The following is a 26,335-nucleotide window of genomic DNA, read 5'->3' on the forward strand; positions in this document are numbered from 1 at the left end:
CCCTTACAAATAAAGATAAAGTCTAACCTTGTGCGCCCCCAAAAAATTGGCGCTGCCATACAGCGTCACCGACGAATGAGCCGGGATAGTCACACTGCGTGGCGCTTCCAGAGGATGCATTTCCAGTCCTCTGGCGTCATACCAGTAAAACCGATAATGAACGGTAACGGGTTCTTGTCTTTCGTTATAAAGTCGCGAGGATGCTGAGGCCTGAATATCAGACGTGGTTAACGTCGGCTGTTCTGCTGTAATGCCCGACGCCAGAATCGTTGATTCCATCACCAGCGACTGTTCATCACTTACCGGAATTTCAGGATGTGCCCGACAGCCAGCCAGTAGCAGCAAGCTCAGTGAAAGTGCAATGCATCCTCTGGTCATGCTTAGAGACCTTTATGCGCAAGCATTGGACCCAGCGCACGTCCACCCAGCAGGTGCATATGAATGTGATACACCTCCTGACCGCCGTGACGATTGGTATTCATAATTAAACGATACCCATCCGCAGCAATGCCTTCCTGCTCGGCGATTTTCGCCGCTACGGTGATCATGCGACCCAGCGCCTGCTCGTGTTCCGCTGTCACATCGTTGACGGTCGGGATCAGGACGTTAGGAATGATCAGAATGTGCGTAGGTGCCTGAGGGGAAATATCACGAAACGCAGTGACCAGTTCATCCTGGTACACGATATCTGACGGAATTTCACGACGGATAATTTTGCTGAATATAGTTTCTTCTGCCACGACGTTTTCCTTTTTCATTAACAGCCCAAGCGTTATGCCATGCTACGCCGGGTCACTCTGCGAGTATAGAGTATGAGCGAGTTACTCACGCTCTTTCAACTTTAACCCTCGATTTTTTAAGCAAAAAGCCCTGCCACTGCTGTTCTTATAACCATTTCCCGTCGCTATTGCTTAAGCATAGTACTGAAACAACATTTCACTTATGCCGTAGCATCTGTTTACACATTGAATGTGAATGCGTATATTTCGCATTTGTATTCGCGTGCGAACTTAATAATTTACAACCAAAGGGTTCATCACAACCTCAGTGATTCGAACTTAATATTAATAATTATCAAGGACTTTTCGATGTCTTTCACAACACACAACGGGGATGACCAACGCCAACCGGGGCTTGCCCCTTCTGTACTGGCAGCCTGCATCACGTTAGCACTATTACCTTCCACCAGCCTCGCAGCCCCTGCTGAAGAGACGGTTATCGTTGAAGGCTCTGCTCCAGCTACATCCAGCGAGGAGCAGGATTACAGCGTTAAATCAACGACTGCTGGCACCAAAATGCAGATGACGCAGCGCGATATTCCGCAATCAGTCAGTATTATCAGTCAGCAGCGCATGGAAGATCAGCAACTGCAAACGCTGGGCGATGTGATGGACAACACGTTGGGGATAAGCAGAAGTCAGGCGGATTCAGATCGCAGTAGCTATTACTCTCGCGGATTTCAGATTGATAACTATATGGTCGATGGGATTCCGACCTATTTTGAATCCCGCTGGAATCTCGGTGATGCCCTTTCCGACACGGCCCTTTTTGAGCGTGTCGAAGTTGTCCGTGGCGCAAACGGGCTAATGACCGGGACGGGTAACCCCTCAGCGTCGATTAATATGATCCGTAAGCATGCCACCAGCCGCGAGTTCACCGGTAATGTTTCTGCGGAATATGGCAGTTGGAATAAACAACGATATGTGACCGATCTGCAAAGCCCGCTCACGGCAGACGGCAACGTGCGCGGGCGCATCGTGGCGGGTTACCAGAATAACGACGCCTGGCTTGATCGCTACAATAGCGAAAAAATGTTCTTCTCCGGGATTGTCGATGCCGATCTGGGCGACACCACCAGCCTGTCTGCGGGTTATGAATACCAGCGCATTGATATCAACAGCCCAACCTGGGGTGGATTGCCGCGCTGGAATACCGACGGCAGCAAAAACAGCTATGACCGCTCGCGCAGCACTGCGCCGGACTGGGCGTACAACGATAAAGACTTCAACAAAGTGTTTGTCACCATCAAGCAACGTTTTGCGGATACCTGGCAGGCGACCATGAATGCCACCCACTCCGAGGTCAAGTTCGACAGTAAAATGATGTACGTCGATGCCTATGTCAATAAAGCCGATGGCACGCTGATTGGCCCGTATGGCAGCTATGGTCCGGGCTATGACTACGTCGGAGGTACCGGCTGGAACAGCGGCAAGCGTAAGGTAGATGCCGTCGATCTGTTCGCCGACGGCGGTTACGACCTGTTTGGTCGTCAGCATAATCTGATGCTGGGCGGCAGCTACAGCAAACAGAATAACCGTTACGAAAGCGCGTGGGCGAACGTATTCCCCAACGAAATCGGCAGTTTCTATACCTTCGATGGTAACTTCCCGGAAACCAACTGGAACCCGCAGTCATTGGCCCAGGACGATACCACGCACATGAAATCGCTCTACGCCGCAACACGTATTTCGCTGGCCGACCCACTGCATTTGATTGTCGGCGCGCGTTATACCAACTGGCGTATCGACACCCTCGCCTACAGCATGGAACAAAACCACACCACGCCGTATGCGGGCCTGGTGTATGACATTGACGATAACTGGTCTACGTACGCCAGCTATACCTCAATCTTTCAGCCGCAGAACAAGCGCGACAGTTCCGGTAAATATCTTTCCCCAATTACCGGCAATAACTATGAACTTGGCCTGAAGTCCGACTGGATGAACAGCCGTTTAACCACCACCCTCGCGGTGTTCCGCATTGAACAGGATAACGTGGGCCAATCAACCGGCGTACCAATTGCCGGTAGCAATGGCGACACGGCCTATAGAGCGATGGATGGAACGGTCAGCAAAGGGGTCGAATTCGAAGTTAACGGTGCGATCACCGATAACTGGCAGATGACGTTCGGCGCGACACGCTATGTTGCTGAAGACAACGAAGGCAATGCGGTAAACCCGAACCTACCGCGTACCACAGTAAAACTGTTTACCCGTTATCGCCTGCCAGCCATGCCGGAACTGACCGTGGGCGGTGGGGTTAACTGGCAGAATCGTGTTTATAGCGATACGGTCACGCCGTATGGCACATTCCGCGCGGAACAGGGAAGCTACGCCCTGGTCGATTTATTCACTCGCTATCAGGTGACGAAAAACGTCTCTGTGCAGGGTAACCTCAATAACCTGTTCGATAAAACCTACGACACCAATGTCGACGGATCTATCGTCTATGGCGAGCCGCGCAACGTCAGCGTCACCGCCAGCTATCAGTTCTGATTCGAAACACATCACGCTCCACCTGCTCGTCAGGTGGATGCACTGGACTGAGAAAAAAAAAGCCCGCTTAAGTTTCCTTAAGCGGGCTTCTTAAATATGGCTCCTCTGACTGGACTCGAACCAGTGACATACGGATTAACAGTCCGCCGTTCTACCGACTGAACTACAGAGGAATCGTTGTGGTGGCTTATCTTAGCGGCGAAAAAAATTTTGTCAAACCCCATTTCCCCGAATAAGTTTCAATTGATGCTTCTCTCGACAGTTTGATGCATTTCCAGACATTTTAAATGGAAAAAACTTTGCAGCTTTTTGGTTTCTCCCTCATCATTTGAAATGAGGTTTCAACTTTCTTCTTTAAGGTCCACTTTGAACGTCTCCGCTGCCTTACGCCAGGTCGCTTCCCGCACGCCCTGGTATGCAAAACGCAAGAGTTATAAGGTTCTCTTTTGGCGCGAAATCACTCCGCTTGCTGTCCCCATTTTTCTGGAAAACACCTGTGTGCTGTTGATGGGCGTACTGAGTACCTTCCTTGTTAGCTGGTTGGGAAAAGAAGCAATGGCTGGCGTTGGTCTCGCCGACAGTTTCAATATGGTCATCATGGCGTTTTTTGCCGCCATCGATCTGGGAACCACGGTGGTGGTAGCATTTAGCCTGGGAAAACGAGATCGTCGACGGGCAAGGGCAGCAGCCAGACAATCGCTGGTGATCATGACGATTTTTGCTACCGTGCTGGCAGCGGTCATTCACTATTTTGGTGAACAGATTATTGACGTTGTCGCCGGTGAAGCAACCCCCGATGTTAAGGCTTTGGCACTCACCTATCTGGAGCTAACGGTGCTCAGCTACCCGGCGGCAGCTATTGCTTTGATCGGTAGCGGCGCACTCCGCGGAGCCGGTAATACCAAAATTCCGCTGTTGATTAATGGCGGTATGAATATCCTAAATATCATCATCAGTAGCATCCTGATCTACGGGGTCTTTTCCTGGCAAGGGCTGGGATTTGTGGGGGCAGGACTCGGGCTGACCATTTCACGCTACATCGGTGCGTTCGCCATTATCTGGGTGCTGATGATTGGTTTTAATCCGGCGCTGCGTATTCCTTTCAAAAGCTATTTTAAACCGCTCAATCTCGCCATTATCTGGGAAGTTATGGGGATCGGTATTCCGGCAAGTATTGAGTCAGTGCTATTTAATGGCGGTAAACTGTTAACGCAGATGTTTGTCTCCGGCATGGGAACCAGCGTAATTGCCGGAAACTTCATTGCCTTTTCTATCGCCGCGCTCATCAACCTGCCGGGGAATGCTTTAGGCTCCGCGTCGACAATCATTACCGGCAGGCGTCTGGGAAATGGTCAGATTGCCCAAGCGGAAATCCAGTTACGCCATATATTCTGGCTCTCAACAATCGGCTTAACCGCCATCGCCTGGCTAACCGCCCCTTTTGCCGGCGTTATGGCCTCATTTTATACCCACGATCAGGATGTAAAAGAGGTCATAGTCATCCTAATTTGGCTCAACGCAGCGTTTATGCCGATATGGGCGGCATCCTGGGTGCTACCATCAGGGTTTAAGGGCGCACGTGATGTGCGTTTTGCGATGTGGGTATCGATGTTGGGCATGTGGGGCTGTCGCGTTGTGGCGGGTTACACCTTGGGAATCGTATTAGGATGGGGTGTAGTCGGCGTTTGGTTAGGGATGTTCTTCGACTGGGCCGTGCGCGCCGCGTTATTTTACTGGCGTATGGTTACAGGCCGCTGGTTATGGAAATACCCTCGTCCCGAGCGTGAAAAGTGCATAAAACAACCGGTTGCGTCTGAATAAGCGGCGAAATGGGGAATATTTCAGCAAACGATCGCATTTATCTATTCAGGCTTTGACAACGCTGAGTGGCATCGCTAATATTCGCCTCGTTCACACGATTCCTCTGTAGTTCAGTCGGTAGAACGGCGGACTGTTAATCCGTATGTCACTGGTTCGAGTCCAGTCAGAGGAGCCATATTTAAGAAGCCTGCTTAGGAAACTAAGCAGGCTTTTTGCATTATATCTGATAATCAATCACGGCTTCATCTGGCTCCATCGCCTGGCGCTTGATTTCATCGACGGATAACCCTGCGTTGCATAGCTCAATAAATCGCCAGACATAGTTGCGCTGCAGTTGCCCGCGTTTCAGGCCCAGCCAGACGGTATTTGCATCAAATAAGTGCCGGGTATCCAGACGGGTTAAGCTCCCCTCCTCCTGCTCTCCACTGGATTGTTCTGCCACCAGCCCGATTCCCAGCCCCAGCGACACATAAGTTTTAATCACATCCGAGTCCTGGGCGCTGAGGATAATATCCGGCACTAACCCTTTACGGGCAAATGCCTCATCGATACGGGAACGCCCCGTAATCCCCTGACGATACGTAATTAATGGCCAGTGGGCGATAGATTCCAGTGTGAGAGGAGACGTTTTCACCAAGGGATGGTCGTGAGGAACAAGCAGGCTGTGGTGCCAACGAAACCAGGGAAAAGCTACCAACAGCGGATCGCTGCTAAGTCGCTCGCTGGCAATCCCGATGTCTGCCCCACCGTTTTGCAACAGTACGTCAATCTCCTGCGGTGTACCCTGGATCAGTTCCAGACGCACCTCAGGGAAGAGCTCACGAAAGGCTTTAATCACCGCGGGCAGGCTATAGCGTGCCTGTGTATGCGTGGTGGCAATCGTCAGTACACCGGACGTGTCATTGGTAAACAGATCCGCCAGTCTGCGAACGTTGCTGGCCTCATTCAGAATACGCTCGGCAATAACCAGTAAGGCTTTGCCCGGTTCGGTCATGCCCAGCAGGCGTTTACCGCGACGGATAAAAATCTCAATGCCAAGTTCATCTTCAAGTTCACGAATATGTCGGCTGACTCCCGACTGCGAGGTGTACAGTATATTCGCGACTTCCGTCAGGTTGTAATCCTGACGGGCCGCCTCGCGGATTATTTTAAGTTGCTGGAAATTCACTTTTTGCTCCGGGCACATCAGACATTACGCTATTGTTAAAGTCTGATGCCCGGCATAACAAATAATAAAAACCCGCATCTTATTCCTGAAGGGAATAAGGTTTAGCTGACCAGCTGTAGCTCGCGGTTTTCCAGTGCCGGACGGCTTACCAGCGACAACAGGATCTCCTTCACGGCCTGTGCCTGCGGCGATAAGCTCCCTCTGGCTGAGACGTTCAGCGATAATGGCAGATTCATCGATGGGGTTGTTATCCGCGCCATCCAGCCGTTAGCGGCATTACATAATGAACGGGCCGCCGACTCAGGCAACACTGTGACGCCCATCCCACTGGCGATGGCAGCTGTTAAGGTGGCGATAGATTCAATTTCGCCAATCACTTTGGCCGTCAGGCGACGAAGCGAAAAAGCTTCATCTACACGCAGGCGAACTGCGCTGTAATCCCGTGGCAAAAACAGATTCATCTGCGCCACCGCGGCTAAATCGACGCTTTGCCCCGGGCAATCACGCGTCCCGACCAGGTACAGATCCTCTTTAAGCAACGGTTGACTGCTGATACCCGCCACGGGTGAGCGCTCGTAGAGCACCGCCATGTCTAAATGCCCGCTGAGCAGCTTGTCATTCAGCACCGCCCCACTGTTTTCATGCAAATAGACCAGCACATCGGGCAGCTCTGCTCGTACTGTCTGTAATAACGGCATAGTGATGGCTGACGCCGCCGTCCCCGGCGCCAGGCCAATAGAGACCTGTCCCCCCAGGGTCTGACCTACGTTATTGACCGCAAGTTGCGCCTGCTCGCACTGGCGTAAAATCGTCCGCGCATGGGCATACAACACTTTCCCCGCTTCCGTCGGTGTGACGCCGCGCTTGGTGCGAATCAGCAGTTGCTGATCCAGTTCGCCTTCCAGCGTAGCAACCTGCTGGCTCAGCGCGGGTTGCGCGATATGCAACACTTCCGCTGCCTGGGTCAGGCTACCTATATCGACGATTTTCACGAAATATTTCAGTCGTCTGAAGTTCATTTTGCCTCCTGTCGGAATACCAGAACCCGTGCTGGCAGTCATTAATTTCAGGATTGCAAGATGCTTGCCAGTTTAGTCAGCAGCCGTGTTTTACGGTTAAAACCGCGTAAAGTCAGGCTCAAAGGTGAAGAATGGACTTTTTGCACACCTGAACCTCTCATTCTGGCTGCCCTGGAAGAGGTAGACGCGCACCAGAATGGGGCAAAAGCATAAAAAGACGGAAAGATCGCCGCTTTGCTGATTTTGTCAGCAAACGAACGCACAAATGTATTTCCCCCTTTGACAAGCCTCATCGCCCTCGCTAATATGCGCCTCGTTCAAACGATTCCTCTGTAGTTCAGTCGGTAGAACGGCGGACTGTTAATCCGTATGTCACTGGTTCGAGTCCAGTCAGAGGAGCCAAATTTAAGAAGCCTGCTTAGGAAACTAAGCAGGCTTTTTGCTTTTCTGTTTTTCATTCGTCTTATTTTTCATGTAGCCCTCTGGTGAGGGAGATAATCGTTTTCTCTTCCCGTCTGTCGCGGTAATCTCATAACGGTCGTTAATATATCGACTGCAATGTGTGTAGCCCAATTCAAATACTAATAACTAAAAGACAGTACAGACAGGATAACTATGGATTCCACTCTCACCTCCACGGGTCCCCAAGAGGACGTCTCTTCGCTTCATCGTGCCCGACGCGCTGCGCTTGGTAGCTTCGCTGGCGCCGTGGTCGACTGGTATGATTTTCTGCTTTATGGCATCACCGCCGCACTGGTCTTTAATCGCGAGTTCTTCCCGCAGGTTAGCCCGGCAATGGGAACACTTGCCGCATTTGCCACCTTTGGCGTCGGATTTTTGTTCCGTCCGTTAGGCGGGGTTATCTTCGGCCACTTTGGCGATCGCCTTGGCCGTAAACGCATGCTGATGCTCACCGTCTGGATGATGGGGATTGCCACTGCGCTGATAGGGATTATTCCGTCTTTTGACACTATTGGCTGGTGGGCCCCTGTGCTGCTGGTGACGCTGCGCGCCATTCAGGGATTCGCCGTTGGTGGTGAATGGGGCGGCGCGGCGTTGCTCTCGGTCGAAAGCGCGCCAAAAAATAAAAAAGCCTTCTACAGCAGTGGCGTTCAGGTCGGTTACGGCGTCGGACTGCTGCTTTCTACCGGTCTGGTATCACTGATTAGCTCGCAAACTACCGATGAGCAGTTCCTGAGCTGGGGCTGGCGTATTCCGTTCCTGTTCAGCATCGTACTGGTTTTGGGCGCGTTGTGGATGCGTAACAGAATGGATGAATCAGCCGAATTCGAACAGCAACAGCAGGAACCGCAACCCGAGAAAAAGCGGTTACCGGTGGTCGAGGCGTTAATCCGCCATCCGGGCGCATTCTTAAAAATTATCGGCTTGCGCTTATGTGAACTGCTGACGATGTATATCGTCACCGCGTTTGCCCTTAATTACTCTACGCAGAACCTGAGCCTACCCCGCGAGCTGTTTCTGAATATCGGTTTGTTAGTGGGGGGACTGAGCTGTCTGACCATCCCCTGCTTTGCCTGGCTTGCCGACCGGTTTGGTCGACGGCGCGTGTACATTACCGGTGCACTGGTCGGTACGCTGAGCGCCTTCCCGTTCTTTATGGCGCTGGAAGCACAGTCTATTTTCTGGATCGTGTTCTTCGCGATTATGTTGGCCAATATTGCGCACGATATGGTGGTCTGCGTACAGCAGCCTATGTTTACCGGTTTGTTTGGCGCGAGTTATCGCTATAGCGGCGCAGGCGTTGGCTATCAGGTGGCAAGCGTGGTTGGCGGTGGTTTTACCCCCTTCATTGCTGCAGCACTGGTAACATTCTCGGGCGGAGACTGGCACAGCGTGGCCATTTATCTGATGGCCGGGTGTCTTATTTCCGCCGCCACTGCATTGCTGATGCGGGATAAGCAGCACAGTTAAGCCCTGATGCGAAGGTCATTCGACCTTCGCACAATCTTCCTCTACGTCTGACTTTTGTTTCATATTCCTGTGACATACTATCGGGAGAGCAGTACATCTGTGGAACAAGGAGACAGACATGAACAATAAGGGCTCCAGCCTGACCCCAACTCAGGCACTGGATAAACTGGACGCGCTGTACGAGCAGTCGGTTAAAGCACTGCGTAGCGCCATTGGTAAATACATTGAAACAGGGACGCTCCCTGACATAATCGCCCGCCATAATGGTCTTTTTGTTTACCCATCGCTTTGTGTCACCTGGGATGGCAGCGCCACCAATCCCCCGAAAACCCGTGCCTATGGCCGTTTTACCCATGCGGGCAGCTATACCACTACGATCACCCGTCCGTCGCTTTTTCGTCCCTATCTTGAGGAACAACTCACGCTGCTGTATCAGGATTATGATGCGCATATCTCCGTCGAACCGTCGCAGCATGAAATCCCTTATCCCTATGTGATCGACGGTTCTGAACTGACGCTCGACCGCTCAATGAGCGCCGGATTAACGCGCCATTTCCCCACTACCGAGTTGTCACAGATCGGCGACGAAACAGCCGATGGTACCTATCATCCGGCGGAATTCTCCCCGCTGTCGCACTTCGACGCCCGACGAGTTGATTTTTCGCTCGCACGACTGCGTCACTACACGGGAACGCCGGTTGAACATTTCCAGCCATTTGTGCTGTTCACCAACTACACCCGCTATGTCGATGAGTTCGTGCGCTGGGGCTGCAGCCAGATCCTCGATCCGAACAGCCCCTATATCGCGCTGTCATGCGCGGGCGGGATCTGGATCACCGCTGAAACGGAAGCTCCGGAAGAGGCCATCTCCGACCTCGCCTGGAAGAAACATCAGATGCCCGCCTGGCATTTAATCACCGCCGACGGTCAGGGGATCACGCTGGTCAATATCGGCGTTGGCCCGTCTAACGCCAAAACCATTTGCGATCATCTGGCCGTCCTGCGCCCTGACGTCTGGCTGATGATTGGACACTGTGGCGGCCTGCGTGAAAGTCAGGCGATTGGCGACTATGTTCTGGCCCACGCTTATCTGCGTGACGACCATGTGCTGGATGCCGTACTACCGCCGGATATTCCGATTCCGAGCATTGCGGAAGTACAACGCGCACTGTACGACGCCACCAAAGAAGTCAGCGGCATGCCCGGCGAGGAGGTGAAACAGCGCCTGCGTACCGGTACCGTCGTCACCACCGACGATCGCAACTGGGAGTTACGCTATTCCGCTTCTGCGCTGCGTTTTAACCTCAGTCGCGCGGTGGCTATTGATATGGAAAGCGCCACCATTGCCGCCCAGGGCTACCGCTTCCGCGTCCCTTACGGCACGCTGCTGTGCGTTTCCGATAAACCGCTACACGGCGAGATCAAACTACCTGGTCAGGCCAACCGTTTTTATGAAGGTGCCATTTCCGAGCACCTGCAAATAGGTATCCGGGCAATCGATCGTCTGCGTGCTGAAGGCGATCGACTGCACTCCCGTAAATTACGTACGTTCAACGAACCGCCGTTCCGTTAGGCCTGAAGGTAACTATGCACAACTCAACTCCTCTTTCCGCTCTGCGCAACCTGCTGTTAGCGCAAGGGCTGGATGGCATGATTGTTCCGCGCGCCGACGCTCACCAAAGCGAAGATTGTACACCGCATGACAATAAGCTGGCCTGGCTGACCGGTTTTAGCGGCTCCGCTGGTCTCGCGTTGGTCCTGCGCGACCGCGCATTAATGTTTGTCGATGGACGCTATCAGGTCCAGGTGCGCAATGAAGTCTCGCTGGATGATTTTGAAATTCACCATTTACATGACGAACCGCTGGCCGACTATTTGCAGTCTCACGTTGCTGCCGGCGCGCGTATCGGCTTTGAACCGTTGCTGATGGTCAACAGCCAGTTTGAAGCACTGTCGGCGACCCATTGCGAGCTGGTATCTCTTGAGCAAGATCCTTTCGACCAGGTATGGCTTGACCGCCCGGCAGCACCCTGCGGCATCATTCATGAAATGCCCATTGAAATCAGCGGGGAAAGCAGCACACAAAAACGTGCCCGCGTCGTGGATCTGCTCACGCAACAACAGGCCGACGTTCTGGCGATCACGCTGCCGGATAACATTGCCTGGCTGCTGAATGTGCGCGGTTCCGATCTGCCAATGGTGCCAGTGCCGTTTTCGTTCGCCCTGCTCCATCGCAGCGGCGAGCTGGAATGGTTTGTTGATAGCAACAAAACCCAGCAGCTCCCTGCTGCACTGCTGAATACGCTCACGCTGGCCCCACAAGAGAGTTTTCTTGCCCGCTGCCAGCAGTTGGCCAAAGGGAAACGCTTTTTGGTCGATAAAGACTACGCCCCGGTCGCGCTGCGTTTTGCCATTGTAGAACACGGTGGCGAAGTCTTATGGGCACCCGATCCCATCACCTTGATGAAAGCGCACAAGAATGACGTTGAACTGGCGGGCTATCGGGAATGCCATGAACAAGATGGCGCGGCCTGGGTTAACTTTCTGGCATGGCTTACGCATGAAGTTCCCTTGCGCGAAGCGGTAGGCAATCCGGTCACTGAGCTGGAAGCGCAGGCCAGGCAACTGGAATTTCGCCAGCAGCAGTCGGGATTTATCGAGCAAAGCTTCAACACGATTTCGGCCTCAGCCAGCAATGCCGCAATGTGCCATTACCATTCCAGCGAAAAAACCAATACGCCCATTACCTCTCAGGCCATGTATCTGAATGATTCCGGCGGCCAGTACCGTAATGGTACGACGGATACAACGCGCACCCTCGCGTTTGGTCCACAGGATCCGCAGCGTCGTCTGCATTACACCGCTGTGTTGAAAGGCTTTTTGTCGCTTATCTCACTGCAATTTCCCAGCGGCACTCAGGGTCATCAGCTGGATGCCTTTAGCCGTCGGGCGCTGTGGGATCTGGGTCTGGATTTTGATCACGGTACGGGACACGGCGTAGGCCATCAGCTCCTGATCCATGAGCAGCCCCATCGCATTGCCAAAAAAGTAAACCCCTGGCCCCTGGTTGCGGGCAATATCATTACCATCGAGCCGGGTTATTATCTGGCCGGAGAATATGGGATCCGTATTGAGAATCAGGTGGAGATTATCAACAGTCGTCCTGGCTTCTGTCGCTTCTCAACGCTGACGCTGGTGCCGATTGATTTAAGTCTGGTTGAACTGCACCTGCTAAGTGAGGCTGAAAAGCAGTGGATTGATGATTATCACCAGCAGGTCAGAGAGACGTTATCCCCACGCGTGAACGCAGAGGCTCGTCCGTGGTTGTTCGCCGCCACTGCGCCGATTCGCGTTCAGGCCAATTAATGCATTAAAAAAGGCAGCCCACAGGCTGCCTTAATTCTCCCCAACTTTTTACTGCTTAGCTGTGACGGATGTACTCATCCATTTCAGTTTTCAGGTTATCGGACTTAGTACCGAAGATAGCCTGAACACCGGAACCCGCCACTACAACGCCCGCCGCACCCAGTTTCTTCAGGCCAGCCTGATCCACTTTGGCAACGTCAGCGACGCTGACACGCAGACGAGTGATGCACGCATCGAGGTTAGTGATGTTTTCTTTACCGCCGAATGCCGCAACCAGGGCCGGAGCCATTTCGCCGGACGCACCCGCTTTGGTGTCTTCGGTAGCATCTTCACGGCCCGGAGTTTTCAGGTCCAGCGCTTTGATCAGCACACGGAAGATGGTGTAGTAAACAATCGCATAACCGATACCGACAATCGGGAACAGCCACAGTTTGCTGCTGTTACCGGACAGAACGATAAAGTCGATCAGACCGTGGGAGAACGACGTACCGTCACGCATACCCAGCAGGATACAGATCGGGAATGCCAGACCAGCCAGAATTGCGTGGATGATGTACAGGATCGGTGCCACGAACATGAACGAGAACTCGATCGGTTCGGTAATACCGGTCAGGAACGAGGTCAGCGCCGCGGAGATCATGATACCGCCCACTTTCGCGCGGTTTTCTGGTTTAGCAGAGTGCCAGATAGCGATAGCGGCAGCCGGCAGACCGTACATTTTGAACAGGAAGCCACCAGACAGTTTGCCCGCAGTCGGGTCACCCGCCATATAGCGAGGGATATCGCCGTGGAATACCTGGCCCGCAGCATTGGTGTATTCACCGATCTGCATCTGGAATGGAACGTTCCAGATATGGTGCAGACCAAACGGCACCAGGCAGCGTTCAATGAAGCCATAGATACCGAACGCTACGACCGGGTTCTGGTATGCAGCCCACTGGGAAAACGTCTGAATAGCAGTCCCGATCGGCGGCCAAATGAAGGACAGAACCACACCGGTGAAGATAGCGGCCAGACCAGAAATGATAGGAACGAAGCGCTTACCCGCAAAGAAGCCAAGATACTCAGGCAATTTGATACGGTAGAAACGGTTGAACATATACGCTGCAATCGCACCGGAGATAATCCCCCCGAGAACACCCGTATCAGCAAGGTGTTTAGCTGCGATCTCTTCAGCAGGTAAATGCAGAACCAGCGGCGCAACAACAGCCATGGTCTTAACCATAATGCCGTAGGCAACAACGGATGCCAGTGCAGATACGCCGTCGTTATTGGTGAAGCCTAACGCGACACCGATGGCAAAAATCAGCGGCATGTTTGCAAAAACAGAACCGCCTGCTTCTGCCATTACGTGCGATACAACGGCTGGCAGCCAGCTGAAGTTAGCGGAACCGACACCCAGCAGGATACCTGCAATCGGGAGTACGGATACCGGCAGCATCAGCGATTTACCGACCTTTTGCAGGTTAGCAAATGCATTCTTAAACATAATTGAGAGTGCTCCTGAGTATTTGTGCTTTTCTACGTTCTCACGCATTAGCGAGGGGGGAGAACCTCGCCGTGTACAGGGCATCTAAGTACCCTTTATTTATTACACAGAGTAAAATAATTCAGTTTGTTTTTGTTTGACGGCTATCACAATTCAGTCGTGGATGGCCGTAAAATCCGCACATTCCGATAAAATGCGTTTCTGAATGTGTCAAACCGGTTATTCACCGCCCATTTTGAGGCGGTGAACTTTACTCGCTTTGCTTATTAATTACGAGCTTTAAAAAAAGTCAGTTAACGAACGGATTGCAGGCGAGAAGCGTCGATGTGAAACAGGCGGGCAAAGTTATCAGTGGTTGCCTGCGCCAGTTCTTCAACGGCAACACCTTTCACTACGGCCATATACTCCGCAACGTCACGGGTCATGGCAGGCTGGTTCTCTTTTCCACGATGCGGTACAGGCGCAAGGTAGGGAGAATCCGTCTCAACCAGCAACCTATCCAGAGGAACATAGCGGGCGGCATCACGGAGCTGATCTGCGTTACGGAACGTGACGATGCCGGAAAACGAGATATAAAATCCGAGGTCCAGCAATTTGCCCGCCGTTTCTCTGTCTTCTGTAAAACAGTGTAGTACGCCACCACAATCCGTCACTTTTTCTTCGCGCAGAATAGACAGCGTATCGGCCCGCGCATCGCGGGTATGCACGATAACTGGCTTTTGTAACTCACGGCCAATCTGAATATGATGGATAAAAGATTCCTGCTGGCGCACCTTTGTTTCCGGCGTATAGAAATAGTCCAGCCCGGTTTCCCCCATCGCCACAACGCCCTCTTCGGCGGCAAAACGGCGCAGGTCTTCAACATCATAGGCTTCATCCTGATTTAACGGATGCACGCCGCAGGAGAACACCACATTGTCACGTTCACCGACCAGTTCGCGCATACTGCGGTATCCTGGCAGAGTGGTCGCGACGGCAAGACAGAATTTCACATCGCGTGCGGCTGCTTTCGCCAGCACGTCATCCACGTCCTTATGCAGAGATTGATAATCCAGGCCATCAAGATGGCAGTGTGAGTCGACTAAAAACATAATGTCTCTCTCAAAGATGGGGAACAGGCAATACGGTGCCTGGTTGCAGGTAATGCTCAATACGCAGGATAAGATCGGTTAACACCAGCTCACGGTTTACGCCTGTTACGTTCAGCAACTGCTGACGACAATGACAAACGTCACCGAGTATCGCCTGTATCCGGGCGACGGATAACCGTTCTGCGATAGAAGATATCAGGTCCAGCGCATCAGGATTGGTTAAATGGGAAACCCCATACGGACGCTTCAAGGCATCCGTCAACAACGTTGCCAGCCAGTGTAAACGGGCGGCAGCCTGATCGTGGTTTAACGTCGCGAGCAGGATATACCAGTCACCTGCGTTTAATGTGTTTGCCAGTGCCGCACAAAAATCTGTGCGATGCGCCCAGCTTTCAGCCTGTAACAACGAGAGTGCCGCACCAGGCGAACCCGCGCTCAGGCGTAATGCGCTCAACAGAGCTTCTGGAGATGCGGTCACTTCGCGGGCGAGCCAGGAGATAGCGTACGACTCAGCCGGCGGCGCAAGATGGTGTAACCGGCAGCGGCTGCGCAATGTCGCCAGCAATCGCGCAGGCTCTGTGCTGGCGAGGAAAAACCAGGTTTGTGCCGGCGGTTCTTCCAGCGTTTTTAGCAGAGCATTGGCAGCAGCATCAGTTAACTGGGCAGCATCAGGGATCCACACCACTTTCGCACCGCCAAGGCGTGAATGCTCGTACAGCTTTTCACTCACTTCACGTACCGCATCAACCCCCAGCGTGCTTTTGCCTTTTTCCGGCAGCAGCGAATAGTAATCAGGATGCGTCCCCGCCTGCATCAATTGACAGCCCCGGCAGTGTCCGCAGCTTTTATGCCCTTCCGGCTGCTGGCACATTAAATAGCGACTGAGCGCGTAAATCAGCGCGTCGTCACCCATTCCGGGTAACGCCTGAATCAGTAACGCATGGTGACCACGACCCGCCTGGTAGCTGGCTACCAGTTTTTCAAAATCTGGCCGTAACCATGGGTACCATTTCATGCGCCCTGCTCCTGCACCCACTGGGTGATGGTATTGCGGATATCAGCCATCACAGCTTCCAGCGGCTGCGTAGCGTCGATGGTACGAATGCTGGCATCTTTGGCAGCCAGTTCAAGATAGCGCGCGCGGGTGCGATTAAAGAAATCGAAAGATTCCTGCTCAATACGATCCAGCTCGCCGCGCGCACGGGCACGCTTCAATCCGACTTCTGGAGTCACGTCCAGATAGAGCGTCAGGTCCGGGCGAAAATCACCGAGCACAGCATCGCGCAGGGTTGCCAGCATGTTTTGATCGATGCCGCGTCCGCCCCCCTGATACGCCTGGGTCGACAAATCGTGACGGTCGCCAATTACCCATGCGCCTTTTGCCAGCGCAGGTTTAATAACGGTTTCGACCAGCTGTACGCGCGCGGCGTAAAACATCAGAACTTCAGCTTTGTCAGTGATGACCTCGTCACCCACCGACTTAATGTCCAGCACCAGACTTCTTAGTTTCTCCGCGAGCTGAGTTCCCCCCGGTTCGCGGGTAAAAACCATGTCACGAATACCGAGTTGCTCAAGTGTCTCTACCACCACGTTACGCGCAGTGGTTTTTCCGGCGCCTTCCAGGCCCTCGATGACGATATAGTTACTGCCCATTTTTTTCCTTAAGCACTTTCAGGTAATCCTGCACGGACCGGTTGTGGCTGGCAAGATTGGTGTTAAACGTGTGACCGCCTTTACCGTCAGCCACGAAATAGAGGTACGGCGTTTTTGCCGGATGCGCCGCGGCCTGCAATGAGGCCTCTCCCGGCATGGCAATCGGGCCAGGCGGCAGCCCCGTAATGGTATAAGTGTTATAGGCGGTCGGGGTATCTAAATCCACACGCGACAACTTGCCATTATACCGTGACCCCATCCCGTAAATCACCGTCGGATCGGTCTGTAAACGCATGCCAATCCGTAAGCGGTTAATAAAGACGGAAGCCACCTGGTCACGCTCGCTGGCAACCGCAGTCTCTTTTTCGATAATAGAGGCCATGGTTACCAGCTGATTTTTGTCCTGATAAGGCAGGCCTTCAGCGCGCCCTTCCCAGACCGAGTCTACCGCTTTAACCATTTTCTGATGCGCGCGTTTTAGCAACGCCACGTCGGTTGTATTGGCGGTATACATCCAGGTATCTGGCCAGAACCAGCCTTCTACCCATTGCGGGTTCTCCAGCTTCAGCGCCTGAGCAACGGTCTCGTAATTATCATCGCTCAGCGTATGTTTGATGTACGGGGCGTCACGAAGCTGTTTGAGGTAGTCGCTCAAACGCATCCCTTCAACCAGACGTAACGGGAACTGCGCCTCTTTACCGCTTTCCAGCAGTTGCAACATATCCCGGACTGTCATGTCGGGCGTAAAACGGTAGGTTCCGGCTTTAAAATGCGACAGTTCGGGTTCCACACGCAGCAGCCACTGGAACACACGCGGACGATTGATGATTTTTTCGCGATAAAGTTGCTCGCCCAGCACCAGACGCCCGGTGCCTGCCTTCAGGGAAAAAATAGCCTCTTCTTTGATGAGTAGCGTACTGTTCGCCAGTTGGCGAACTTTCCACGCGCCGAACCCGGCAGCGATACCCATCACTACCAGCAACAATAATAAAACGCCTAACAATTTCTTCATGCTAATCAGACAACTCACACAGTGGGGCTAAATATTGGTAAAGTTCGCGCGACGGCCAGCGTTGGCCCTCAAATTTTTGCACCGGAACAATCGGCATCAGTGCATTGCAGATAAAAACTTCGTCCGCATCGACCAGCGTCTCAAGGCGAGCGGCAACTTCAGCCACCCGATATGGCGAAGCGGCGAGCTGCCTGATAATGTGCTGGCGCATAATACCGTTAACGCCCGCCTGATCAAGACACGGGGTAAACACATCCATTCCCCGGCGCCAGAATAAATTCGCGGCACAGCATTCCGTAAGCCACCCTTCGCTGTCAAGGACCAGCGCCTCATCGGCGTTTGTCTGCTCAAGATGAGCGCGGATCAGCACCTGTTCAAGGCGATTCAAATGTTTGAGACCCGCGAGATAAGGATTACGTCCCAGCGGAACCGGGCTAAGCGCAAGGGTTGCGCCCTCGGCTTTCCAGCGGGCGTAATGCGTGGGGTATGAGGAGGTGCTGATTATTCGCGTGGGCTGCACGCAACCTACTGTGCTATAGCCACGCGTACCGACCCCACGAGTAATAATGACTTTAAGCACGCCGTCTTGCTGTGTGCGCGCAACAAGACGCATTTCCTCCGCTAACGTAGCCCAGTCGAGAAATGGGATCGCGAGCCGCGCACAGGCTTTTTCGAGACGAGCTAAATGGGAAAAAAACAACGTAATATTTCCATGAATAATACGTGCCGTTGTAAAACAACCATCCCCAAAGAGCAGTCCACGATCGTTTACCGCCACGCGCTCAATCGGCTCACCATTGATAAGATACATTCACCCTCCGAATTTTATATCTCAGATTGTCAGGTGAAGGCAGGGTTCGCAAGCATTTTATCGGCATCATTTATGTTTTCCGGAACGAACACCAACAGAACAATCTATATCATATCAACGTCATCGAGACGAAATACCCCAATAAAAAAAAGACATACGTAAACAGGTTAAATACAAAAAACAAATACAATACTAAATTTTAATGTATTTAGAAAAAATGAAATCAATCTTAAGATATTATTTGTGTTAATACCTATTACATTACGGCATACTTCCAGCGTATATTTACGTTAAGGTAAATATATATCAATTAATTTTTACATCAATTCAAAGGGATTTTTATAATGAAAGGAAAATTGGCTGCTGTCGCGTTTTTGGGTTTTATGGGTGTCGCATCTTCTGCAATGGCCCAGGATGGTCAAGTAAACTTCACCGGTAAAATTATTGAAGCAGGTTGCCAGATTAACGGCTCCGTTACCAGCACCCAGAACGTTAAACTGGGCGAAGTAGCTAAAACTGCATTTACCAACGCCGGCGATACGGCTGCGACCACTAAATTCTCTATGGTACTGTCCGCCTGTCCGGCAGCTCTGCTAGGTAAACCCGTCGCTGTAAAATATGACGGTACTCCTGATATAACCGATAACGATTATCTTCAGTTGACCAACTATGGTAACACAGGCGTAGCGGATGGCGTAGCTATCCAGTTACTGAACACTGATGGCACCCCATTAGCGCTGGGGACTGCTTCTAATGCAGTCACTATCAATGCTGATGCAGCAGCAGAAACTGAACTCGACTTCTTTGCCCGTTATATTTCAACAAAATCAGCTGTCACCGCTGGTGATGCAAACGGTACGGTCAACTTTACTCTGACTTACAACTAATTGCGCTGAAATTAATCCCCATCATTAGTAATTAACTAAGCCGGGTTGCTCCGGCTTTATTCTTCGAGGTAGAACACATGAAGAAATCTATTCCTTTTACTGTCGCGGCGCTGCTACTAGTAATGAGTTCCGCGCAGGCCGGGATTATTGTCGGTGGAACACGAATTATTTACAAAGGCGATAAAAAGGAGACCTCGATTAGCGTTAAAAACCCGGATAAAACCTCTTATTTAATCCAGTCCTGGAGCGACACGGGGGAAAAAAACGGTGATAAAACGCAGTTTATGATTACCCCACCACTTTTTCGCTTAGGCCCGGAGCAGGAAAACACGCTGCGTATTATTCGCGCTGGTGGCAACCTTCCTGAAGATAGAGAATCATTGTACTGGATGAATATCAAATCCATCCCAGCGACCGAAAAAAATGACAGCGCGAACACGCTGCAAATTGCCGTAAAAACACGCATTAAATTGATCTATCGGCCGCAATCGCTGACTGAACAGCCTGAAAAATTCACCGACAAACTGACCTGGCAGCGCAGCGGCAATTCAGTCACCGTTACCAACCCAACACCGTACTACATGAACTTTAGCTCCGTCAAAGTGGGTGGCAGCACGGTGAAAGACGCCAGCTATGTCGCACCAATGAGTCGCGCCACTTTTACCCTTCCAGCAGGTGCCAGTGGTGATATCAGTTGGGTCATTATCAATGACTTCGGTTCCGCAGGAGCGGAACACCGCTCGCGTTAATTCTGGCGCAAGGTGATTACTCCGCCGAAAGGACATCGGAATGAATGCAAATAGTATTAAAAAAAATATGAAATTTAGCCGATTAGCGTGGTTTATTGCGCTACAGTGTATGCTGCCAATTTCTCACTCCGCGATGGCTCGCGATTATTTTAACCCTGCACTGTTAGGGATTGATGGGCCAGGAAAAGAGTTAACGGACCTCTCAGCCTTTGAAGAAGGCATCGGTCAGTTACCCGGTACTTATCGTGTTGACGTGATAGTCAACAAAACCTCAGTAGGTGTGCGTAATATTGACTTTGTGACACACAAAAATGCACAGGGTGAATCCACCTTGCAGCCTTGTTTGAGTATCGATATGCTGCGCGAGTTTGGTATCCGTACTGAGGCATTCCCACGATTAGCCGCCAACGGCGACTGCGCTAACCTCTCTGCAATTCCCCAGGCCAGCGCAGAATTTGCATTTGAGCGCCAGCAATTGCTGTTTTCTATTCCTCAAGCCGCCATCGATAACCTCGCACGAGGCTACATCGCCCCAGAGCGGCTCGACGCAGGGATTAATGCTCTACTGCTCAACTACAACTTTACCGGTGCGGATACCCAAGCGCGCACTAACGACATGAGCGATTACGAAAGTTATTATTTGAGTCTCCAGCCTGGGTTAAATATCGGTTCCTGGCGCATTCGCAACTACAGTACCTGGAATCGTGACGTCAATGACGGCAACGCTCAGGAAAGCTGGGATTCACTCTATACCTATGCCCAGCACGACGTTATTTCGCTTAAAGGCCAGTTAACTCTGGGCGACAGCACCGCGCCTTCAGATATGTTCGACAGTGTGCCATTTCGCGGTATACAGTTAGCTTCAGATGATGACATGTTACCCGACAGTCTTCGCGGATATGCGCCCGTGGTAAGAGGCATTGCGCGAACAAATGCCCAGGTCGTTATCAAACAGAATGGCTACACCATTTACCAGAGTTATGTCTCCCCCGGTGCATTTGAAATTACCGACATGTACCCAACCGGCAGCAGCGGTGACCTTGATGTCACCATCAAAGAAGCTGACGGCAGCGAACAGCATCAGACTGTGGCATTCGCCTCCCTCCCCGTTCTACAGCGTGAAGGTCGTCTGAAATACAACCTGACCAGCGGACAATATCGCCCGTATGACAGCGATATTGATAAAGAGATGTTTACTCAGGCATCGGTCATTTATGGCCTTCCGGATGGATTTACGGTCTATGGTGGTGGGCAGTTCTCGCAACACTACCAGTCACTGCTCTCCGGGTTTGGTAAGAACTTCGGTACGTTAGGTGCAGTTTCCCTTGATGGAACCCAGGCTTGGTCAACACAGAAAGATCAGGATAAAGAAGGAGGTCAGTCCTGGCGTATTCGTTACAGCAAAAACATCCTCGCAACCGGTACGAATATTTCCATTTCAGGCTATCGCTATTCGACCTCAGGCTACTACACCCTACAGGAAGTTCTCGACACCTGGCGTGATGATGAATGGCGAACCAATAATCATCGCCGCCGTAATCGGGCCGAATTTCAGCTCAACCAGAATATAGGTGAAAGCCTGGGTTCGCTGTCGTTGAATGCGATAAGTGAAGATTACTGGAACAGCGATCGTCAGATGCAATCCATTGGCGTGGGTTACAGCAACAACTGGGCTGGCATCTCCTGGAACCTCAACTATAGCTATAACCGTAATACCACCGATAACAGTAGTAGCAGTCGTAACTATGAGCATGAAAAGATATACAACGAAGATCAGGTGTTCTCGCTCAGCATGAATATCCCTCTTGATCGTTGGTTAAGCAACAGCTACGCAAACTATGGTTTCAATACCAGCAAAAAAGGCGATACCAGCCATACGGTCGGCTTGAGCGGCTCAGCGCTGGAAGAACGTAACCTGAACTGGAATGTGCAGGAAAGCGAAACTAATCATGGTGAAGGCAGCGGTGGTTACGCTAGCCTGGATTATCAGGGAACCTACGCACGCCTTAACTCTGCCTACAGCTACGATCATGACCAAAAACGCGTGAGCTACGGTATTGAAGGCGGAATGGTGGCCCATGCCCACGGTATCACACTGAGTCAGGCGCTCGGTGAAACCGCTGTACTGGTAGAAGCGCCGGGAACGGAAGGGGTAGCGATAAACAATCAGAACGGTGTTAAAACCGATTTTCGGGGTTATACCGTCGTTCCGTATGTTTCGCCTTACCGCGAAAGCACAATCTCGTTGAACACTGAAACACTCCCCGAAGACGCAGATATTGAACTGACGACCCAAACAATCACCCCTACCCGTGGTGCAATAGTTCGAGCGCATTTTGATACTCGAATAGGCAAACGCGTGCTGATGACTTTAGTTCGTAGCAACGGAGAGAACGTTCCATTCGGTGCAATGGTTACGGACAGCAGTACACCAAATACATCTGGTTCCATTGTGGGTGATGGCGGTATTGTCTACCTCACGGGGATGAAAGACGCGGGTACAGTCACAGCAAAATGGGGACGTGGAACGAATGAGCAGTGCCAGGCGCAATGGCAATTACCGAACAGTGCACCGACTAGTAATATCATTGTAGTCAAAGCAAACTGCCGATAACAGGAAATAATATATGAAGAAGCTATTAACCATTGTGACCCTGACTGCGAGTTGCTTATTGAATATTACACCGGCATTGGCAGATTATGTCTCCAGCGTCAGCTGGGGTACCATGAATTATGCGCTTGCTCCTTTGCATATCCCTGCTGCGGTTGGTGGTGTAAGCGGCTGGACTGACAGAGGCTCAATTTTAATGTATACCCTCCCTTATAGTAATCGGGATGCCTATATAGACCTGACAGTTAATGGCACTCTGCTAGGTGATGGCGTTACCTGGGCTACGAATAATCCTGGTATCGGGGTGCAATATCTTGTTGCTGCTCCCAGCACATTAGGGATTGTCTTAAATTCTTTGGAAAGCATAACCGCACCTAACTATCCCCTGTATCTAACGAAGACTAGCGGTTCGGGAACATACAGTGTCGGCGGTTACTACCACCTCAAGTATCGCTTGGTCAGATTACTTGAAAAAGTACCGGCGGGAAAAGTAACCACTCTGCCTGATGTAACGCTAAACATTCATAATGAGTCTGCGACTGAAAAAGCGTCACTCCCGAAAAGCTCCGGACTTATTCTGTCAGGTATATATTCAAACATTCCGATTGATGCATGTATTATTGATGCGCCAAGCGAAATTAAGCTTCCGAACTTATATGGCAATCAATTGCAAAATGGTGCACAAAACGTTATTCAAGCACCAAAAATTTCTTTAAATTCTTGCCCTGGCGCTGTTGATGGTATTTCTTATCGTTTCACTGCTGTTTATGGAACCCATAATGCAGCAAATGGTGTGTTAAACACCATGACTGGGCAAGGCTATGCAAGCAATGTTTATATACAACTGCAAAATACGGATGGAACACCGCATCCGGCGAATAGCGCTATTGCAATCAATAATTATGACGGTTCCGGTAATTATGACATCCCTGATTTTAAAGTGGGATATTTTATTGATAATACCGAAACTGTCACTGCCGGTATTGTAAAAACAGCTATTGAGCTTCAAGTAACCTATAATTAAAAGGACTGCGTATGAAAATTATCAATGGAAAAACAGCGACAATATTTATTCTGGCCTGCAGTGGATTATTTTCTGCCACCAGCCAGGCGGGCCAGGCTGTGAATATTGACATTACCGGGCAGGTTATCGCATCACCGTGCGTGGTTAACAGTAGTAATACTTCTCTTGCCGTCGATTTAGGTACGTCCATTCAAGCTAACGACCTCGCGACCGCCGGCAGTGCAACAGCATGGAAAGACGTTATCTTAAAATTAACCAACTGCCCGGCATCAACCAGCTCTTTCACTGTGTCGTTTGCTGGAACCGCAGACACAGACCCGGATTTCTACCAAAACACGGGCACAGCGACCAACCTCAAACTTGAACTCACCGATAATGTCGGTAACGCTGTATACAAAAATGGTGCTTCTCTTGCCAACGTCACGATTCCCAGTGCTACCCACGCCTATGACCTGGAAATGCGCGCCCGTGCAGTATCCAAAGGTAACGTGATGCCAGGTACTATCGTCGGCCAAGTACAAGCTACCTTTACCTACCAGTAATTCAGGATGGGAAAATGGTGCAACAGATAAACAAAGTGCTGCCTGTTTTGGCCTGTTTGTGGGCAGTAAGCGGCATACAATCCGTACAAGCTACGGACATCAATCTGAGTGGTACTGTCGTCGCTTCCGCCTGTACAGTGGATACTAACACGGTCGATCAGACGGTTAATTTCGAACAGGCGCGCGCCGTTGATTACCCTAATATCGGTGATACCAGTGAATGGCAGGACTTTGAGCTAACGCTTTCTGCCTGCCCTGCATCAACAACAAAAGTAACCGCCCTTTTCAGTGGCGAAGTAGACAATGACGATGCCACCAAGTTTGCGAATACTCAGGGTGATGCAAGCGGAATGGCATTGCAAATAATGACGCGAGATCATCTCACCGAGATCTCACCAGGAGCTGTTTATCAGGTTAGCATTGATAGCAGCCATAACGTCGTGTTTCCACTTTCAGCAAGAATGTACACGCCAACCGGCCAGGTAACAGCGGGTGAGTTTCGTACTACCGTACAGCTCACCTTCACCTATCAGTAAACACAAGAAAAAAAAGCGGAGCGCCTGGGCGCTCCGCTTTTTTGCAGTGTAAATAACTAAACGCGTTTAAAGATCAACGAACCGTTAGTCCCGCCAAAGCCGAAGGAGTTACACAGTGCGTACTCCAGACCACTAACCTGACGCGCTTCGTGAGGTACGAAGTCCAGGTCACAACCTTCATCCGGGTTATCCAGGTTGATGGTTGGCGGAATAGCCTGATCGCGCAGCGCCAGGATAGAGAAAATAGACTCTACCGCGCCCGCCGCACCCAACAGGTGTCCGGTCATGGATTTAGTGGAGCTTACCATCACACGGCTTGCCGCATCGCCAAAGACAGATTTCACTGCCTGGGTTTCGGCTTTATCGCCAGCAGGAGTAGACGTGCCATGCGCGTTGACATAGCCGATCTGACCCGCTTCGATAGCCGCATCGCGTAGTGCGTTGACCATTGCCAGCGCAGCGCCCGCACCGTTTTCAGGTGGTGACGTCATGTGGTAAGCATCGCTGCTCATGCCAAAACCAACGACTTCAGCATAGATTTTTGCACCACGCGCTTTCGCATGCTCGTACTCTTCCAGTACCACCATGCCTGCGCCGTCGCCCAGCACAAAGCCATCACGTTCTTTATCCCACGGACGGCTTGCCGCTTGCGGGTTATCATTACGTGTAGACAGCGCACGTGCCGCGCCAAAACCACCCACACCCAGCGGGGTACTGGCTTTTTCTGCACCACCCGCAACCATCGCGTCTGCATCGCCGTATGCAATGATACGTGCTGCATGACCAATGTTATGCACACCTGAAGTACAGGCGGTCGCAATGGAGATGCTTGGCCCTTGCAGGCCGTACATGATGGTCAGGTGACCTGCCACCATGTTAACAATCGTTGACGGAACGAAGAACGGGCTGATCTTACGTGGACCGCCATTCACCAAAGAGGTGTGGTTTTCTTCGATCAATCCGAGACCGCCAATACCAGAGCCGATAGCGGCGCCAATACGGTGAGCGTTCTCTTCCGTAATTTCGAGACCAGAATCCTGCATGGCCTGAACGCCAGCGACAATTCCATATTGAATGAAAGCATCCATCTTGCGCTGTTCTTTGCGCGAGATAATGTCTTCACAGTTAAAATCCTTTACTAAGCCAGCAAATTTCGTTGCATAGGCGCTAGTATCGAAATGGTCGATCAGGCTGATGCCACTCTGACCGGCAAGGAGAGCTTTCCAGGTAGACTCTACGGTATTGCCGACAGGAGACAACATGCCCAGTCCGGTCACAACTACACGACGCTTAGACACGGTTGTCCTCCAGGGAGGGAAAATAATTCAAGTGGGATAAAAAGATAAAAC

23 protein-coding genes and 3 tRNA genes are annotated in these 26,335 nt (G+C 51.5%); 14 read left to right on the forward strand and 12 right to left on the reverse strand.

Annotation, left to right across the window (positions count from 1 at the left end; all coding sequences use genetic code 11):
- Positions 1–3: 3 nt before the first annotated feature.
- On the reverse strand, positions 4–378 hold the full coding sequence (locus tag HV243_RS15540) for a YcfL family protein (RefSeq protein WP_019076489.1): 375 nt from the start codon (positions 376–378) through the stop codon (positions 4–6).
- 2 nt (positions 379–380) lie between these two features.
- Entirely contained in the window at positions 381–740 is a 360-nt protein-coding gene (gene hinT / locus HV243_RS15545; protein ID WP_016156204.1) for a purine nucleoside phosphoramidase, read from the reverse strand.
- 348 nt (positions 741–1,088) lie between these two features.
- Between hinT and fhuE the strand changes: the two genes are divergently transcribed.
- A complete protein-coding gene (fhuE, locus tag HV243_RS15550; protein ID WP_053390189.1) occupies positions 1,089–3,275 on the forward strand; it encodes a ferric-rhodotorulic acid/ferric-coprogen receptor FhuE in 2,187 nt (728 codons plus the stop codon).
- A 97-nt stretch (positions 3,276–3,372) separates the two neighbouring features.
- On the opposite strand, the gene HV243_RS15555 is transcribed toward fhuE, so the two are convergent.
- Positions 3,373–3,448, reverse strand: a tRNA-Asn gene (locus HV243_RS15555).
- A 160-nt stretch (positions 3,449–3,608) separates the two neighbouring features.
- Between HV243_RS15555 and HV243_RS15560 the strand changes: the two genes are divergently transcribed.
- Both HV243_RS15560 and HV243_RS15565 read left to right on the forward strand, forming a co-directional pair.
- On the forward strand, positions 3,609–5,096 hold the full coding sequence (locus HV243_RS15560) for an EmmdR/YeeO family multidrug/toxin efflux MATE transporter (RefSeq protein WP_049040618.1): 1,488 nt from the start codon (positions 3,609–3,611) through the stop codon (positions 5,094–5,096).
- A gap of 99 nt (positions 5,097–5,195) precedes the next feature.
- Positions 5,196–5,271: transfer RNA gene (locus tag HV243_RS15565), tRNA-Asn, on the forward strand.
- Positions 5,272–5,313: 42 nt separating this feature from the next.
- Here the strand turns inward: HV243_RS15565 and cbl are convergent.
- Together cbl and nac are read right to left on the reverse strand one after the other, a co-directional pair.
- Positions 5,314–6,264 (reverse strand): HTH-type transcriptional regulator Cbl, encoded by a 951-nt coding sequence (gene cbl, locus HV243_RS15570; RefSeq protein ID WP_016152661.1) that lies wholly within the window; start codon positions 6,262–6,264, stop codon positions 5,314–5,316.
- A gap of 101 nt (positions 6,265–6,365) precedes the next feature.
- Positions 6,366–7,283, reverse strand: coding sequence for a nitrogen assimilation transcriptional regulator NAC (nac, locus tag HV243_RS15575; protein ID WP_016156200.1), 918 nt, complete (start codon positions 7,281–7,283; stop codon positions 6,366–6,368).
- A gap of 60 nt (positions 7,284–7,343) precedes the next feature.
- Here nac and HV243_RS15580 point away from each other — a divergent pair, with 60 nt between their 5' ends.
- From HV243_RS15580 to HV243_RS15600, 5 genes are all read left to right on the forward strand, one after another.
- A complete protein-coding gene (locus HV243_RS15580) occupies positions 7,344–7,496 on the forward strand; it encodes a hypothetical protein (protein ID WP_165500029.1) in 153 nt (50 codons plus the stop codon).
- 113 nt (positions 7,497–7,609) lie between these two features.
- Positions 7,610–7,685 (forward strand) — tRNA-Asn (locus tag HV243_RS15585).
- A gap of 213 nt (positions 7,686–7,898) precedes the next feature.
- On the forward strand, positions 7,899–9,215 hold the full coding sequence (gene shiA, locus HV243_RS15590) for a shikimate transporter (protein WP_053389899.1): 1,317 nt from the start codon (positions 7,899–7,901) through the stop codon (positions 9,213–9,215).
- A 118-nt stretch (positions 9,216–9,333) separates the two neighbouring features.
- Entirely contained in the window at positions 9,334–10,788 is a 1,455-nt protein-coding gene (locus HV243_RS15595) for an AMP nucleosidase (RefSeq protein ID WP_016152657.1), read from the forward strand.
- Positions 10,789–10,802: 14 nt separating this feature from the next.
- Positions 10,803–12,581, forward strand: a complete 1,779-nt coding sequence (locus HV243_RS15600; protein WP_053389898.1) for an aminopeptidase P family protein — start codon at positions 10,803–10,805, stop codon at positions 12,579–12,581.
- A gap of 55 nt (positions 12,582–12,636) precedes the next feature.
- Here HV243_RS15600 and ptsG read toward each other — a convergent pair whose 3' ends face one another.
- The 6 genes from ptsG to pabC all read right to left on the reverse strand — a co-directional run bounded on the left by ptsG (position 12,637) and on the right by pabC (position 18,637).
- Positions 12,637–14,070 carry a PTS glucose transporter subunit IIBC gene (gene ptsG, locus HV243_RS15605; protein WP_016152655.1) on the reverse strand — a complete coding sequence of 478 codons (1,434 nt, stop codon included), beginning with the start codon at positions 14,068–14,070 and terminating at the stop codon, positions 12,637–12,639.
- 293 nt (positions 14,071–14,363) lie between these two features.
- Positions 14,364–15,161: a metal-dependent hydrolase gene (locus HV243_RS15610; protein WP_016156196.1), complete on the reverse strand. Its 798-nt coding sequence runs from the start codon at positions 15,159–15,161 to the stop codon at positions 14,364–14,366.
- A 10-nt stretch (positions 15,162–15,171) separates the two neighbouring features.
- A complete protein-coding gene (gene holB / locus HV243_RS15615; RefSeq protein WP_053389897.1) occupies positions 15,172–16,176 on the reverse strand; it encodes a DNA polymerase III subunit delta' in 1,005 nt (334 codons plus the stop codon).
- Positions 16,173–16,814 carry a dTMP kinase gene (tmk, locus tag HV243_RS15620; RefSeq protein ID WP_016156195.1) on the reverse strand — a complete coding sequence of 214 codons (642 nt, stop codon included), beginning with the start codon at positions 16,812–16,814 and terminating at the stop codon, positions 16,173–16,175. The genes holB and tmk overlap by 4 nt, the downstream gene beginning before the upstream one ends.
- Positions 16,804–17,826: a cell division protein YceG gene (yceG, locus tag HV243_RS15625; protein ID WP_046274793.1), complete on the reverse strand. Its 1,023-nt coding sequence runs from the start codon at positions 17,824–17,826 to the stop codon at positions 16,804–16,806. The genes tmk and yceG overlap by 11 nt, the downstream gene beginning before the upstream one ends.
- Before the next feature lies 1 nt (position 17,827).
- Positions 17,828–18,637, reverse strand: a complete 810-nt coding sequence (gene pabC, locus HV243_RS15630) for an aminodeoxychorismate lyase (protein ID WP_046274794.1) — start codon at positions 18,635–18,637, stop codon at positions 17,828–17,830.
- Positions 18,638–18,981: 344 nt separating this feature from the next.
- On the opposite strand from pabC, the gene HV243_RS15635 reads away from it, so the two are divergent.
- The 6 genes from HV243_RS15635 to HV243_RS15660 all read left to right on the forward strand — a co-directional run bounded on the left by HV243_RS15635 (position 18,982) and on the right by HV243_RS15660 (position 24,986).
- Positions 18,982–19,524, forward strand: coding sequence for a fimbrial protein (locus tag HV243_RS15635; RefSeq protein ID WP_046274795.1), 543 nt, complete (start codon positions 18,982–18,984; stop codon positions 19,522–19,524).
- Positions 19,525–19,601: 77 nt separating this feature from the next.
- Entirely contained in the window at positions 19,602–20,273 is a 672-nt protein-coding gene (locus HV243_RS15640) for a fimbria/pilus periplasmic chaperone (RefSeq protein WP_046274796.1), read from the forward strand.
- Positions 20,274–20,313: 40 nt separating this feature from the next.
- Positions 20,314–22,887: a fimbria/pilus outer membrane usher protein gene (locus HV243_RS15645; RefSeq protein ID WP_115190700.1), complete on the forward strand. Its 2,574-nt coding sequence runs from the start codon at positions 20,314–20,316 to the stop codon at positions 22,885–22,887.
- Positions 22,888–22,900: 13 nt separating this feature from the next.
- The gene (locus tag HV243_RS15650) at positions 22,901–23,908 is read left to right on the forward strand and encodes a fimbrial protein (protein WP_053388821.1); all 1,008 of its coding nucleotides are present in this window, start codon (positions 22,901–22,903) and stop codon (positions 23,906–23,908) included.
- A gap of 11 nt (positions 23,909–23,919) precedes the next feature.
- On the forward strand, positions 23,920–24,450 hold the full coding sequence (locus tag HV243_RS15655) for a fimbrial protein (RefSeq protein WP_047359331.1): 531 nt from the start codon (positions 23,920–23,922) through the stop codon (positions 24,448–24,450).
- 14 nt (positions 24,451–24,464) lie between these two features.
- The gene (locus tag HV243_RS15660; protein WP_047359332.1) at positions 24,465–24,986 is read left to right on the forward strand and encodes a fimbrial protein; all 522 of its coding nucleotides are present in this window, start codon (positions 24,465–24,467) and stop codon (positions 24,984–24,986) included.
- A 56-nt stretch (positions 24,987–25,042) separates the two neighbouring features.
- On the opposite strand, the gene fabF is transcribed toward HV243_RS15660, so the two are convergent.
- Positions 25,043–26,284, reverse strand: coding sequence for a beta-ketoacyl-ACP synthase II (gene fabF / locus HV243_RS15665; RefSeq protein ID WP_016152642.1), 1,242 nt, complete (start codon positions 26,282–26,284; stop codon positions 25,043–25,045).
- Positions 26,285–26,335: the final 51 nt, after the last annotated feature.

This window comes from Citrobacter sp. RHBSTW-00599 (genome assembly GCF_013784065.1).
Lineage (GTDB): Bacteria > Pseudomonadota > Gammaproteobacteria > Enterobacterales > Enterobacteriaceae > Citrobacter > Citrobacter braakii.

Bases quoted from the DNA above. Each gene is read 5' to 3' on its own strand.
- pabC (WP_046274794.1), bottom strand. From the start codon at position 18,637: ATGTATCTTATCAATGGTGAGCCGATTGAGCGCGTGGCGGTAAACGAT.
- holB (WP_053389897.1), bottom strand. From the start codon at position 16,176: ATGAAATGGTACCCATGGTTACGGCCAGATTTTGAAAAACTGGTAGCC.
- ptsG (WP_016152655.1), bottom strand. From the start codon at position 14,070: ATGTTTAAGAATGCATTTGCTAACCTGCAAAAGGTCGGTAAATCGCTG.
- HV243_RS15600 (WP_053389898.1), top strand. From the start codon at position 10,803: ATGCACAACTCAACTCCTCTTTCCGCTCTGCGCAACCTGCTGTTAGCG.
- HV243_RS15610 (WP_016156196.1), bottom strand. From the start codon at position 15,161: ATGTTTTTAGTCGACTCACACTGCCATCTTGATGGCCTGGATTATCAA.
- HV243_RS15650 (WP_053388821.1), top strand. From the start codon at position 22,901: ATGAAGAAGCTATTAACCATTGTGACCCTGACTGCGAGTTGCTTATTG.
- HV243_RS15635 (WP_046274795.1), top strand. From the start codon at position 18,982: ATGAAAGGAAAATTGGCTGCTGTCGCGTTTTTGGGTTTTATGGGTGTC.
- HV243_RS15560 (WP_049040618.1), top strand. From the start codon at position 3,609: ATGAGGTTTCAACTTTCTTCTTTAAGGTCCACTTTGAACGTCTCCGCT.
- nac (WP_016156200.1), bottom strand. From the start codon at position 7,283: ATGAACTTCAGACGACTGAAATATTTCGTGAAAATCGTCGATATAGGT.
- fhuE (WP_053390189.1), top strand. From the start codon at position 1,089: ATGTCTTTCACAACACACAACGGGGATGACCAACGCCAACCGGGGCTT.
- HV243_RS15595 (WP_016152657.1), top strand. From the start codon at position 9,334: ATGAACAATAAGGGCTCCAGCCTGACCCCAACTCAGGCACTGGATAAA.
- HV243_RS15540 (WP_019076489.1), bottom strand. From the start codon at position 378: ATGACCAGAGGATGCATTGCACTTTCACTGAGCTTGCTGCTACTGGCT.
- yceG (WP_046274793.1), bottom strand. From the start codon at position 17,826: ATGAAGAAATTGTTAGGCGTTTTATTATTGTTGCTGGTAGTGATGGGT.
- HV243_RS15580 (WP_165500029.1), top strand. From the start codon at position 7,344: ATGCTTGCCAGTTTAGTCAGCAGCCGTGTTTTACGGTTAAAACCGCGT.
- HV243_RS15645 (WP_115190700.1), top strand. From the start codon at position 20,314: ATGAATGCAAATAGTATTAAAAAAAATATGAAATTTAGCCGATTAGCG.
- HV243_RS15640 (WP_046274796.1), top strand. From the start codon at position 19,602: ATGAAGAAATCTATTCCTTTTACTGTCGCGGCGCTGCTACTAGTAATG.
- shiA (WP_053389899.1), top strand. From the start codon at position 7,899: ATGGATTCCACTCTCACCTCCACGGGTCCCCAAGAGGACGTCTCTTCG.
- HV243_RS15655 (WP_047359331.1), top strand. From the start codon at position 23,920: ATGAAAATTATCAATGGAAAAACAGCGACAATATTTATTCTGGCCTGC.
- tmk (WP_016156195.1), bottom strand. From the start codon at position 16,814: ATGGGCAGTAACTATATCGTCATCGAGGGCCTGGAAGGCGCCGGAAAA.
- HV243_RS15660 (WP_047359332.1), top strand. From the start codon at position 24,465: ATGGTGCAACAGATAAACAAAGTGCTGCCTGTTTTGGCCTGTTTGTGG.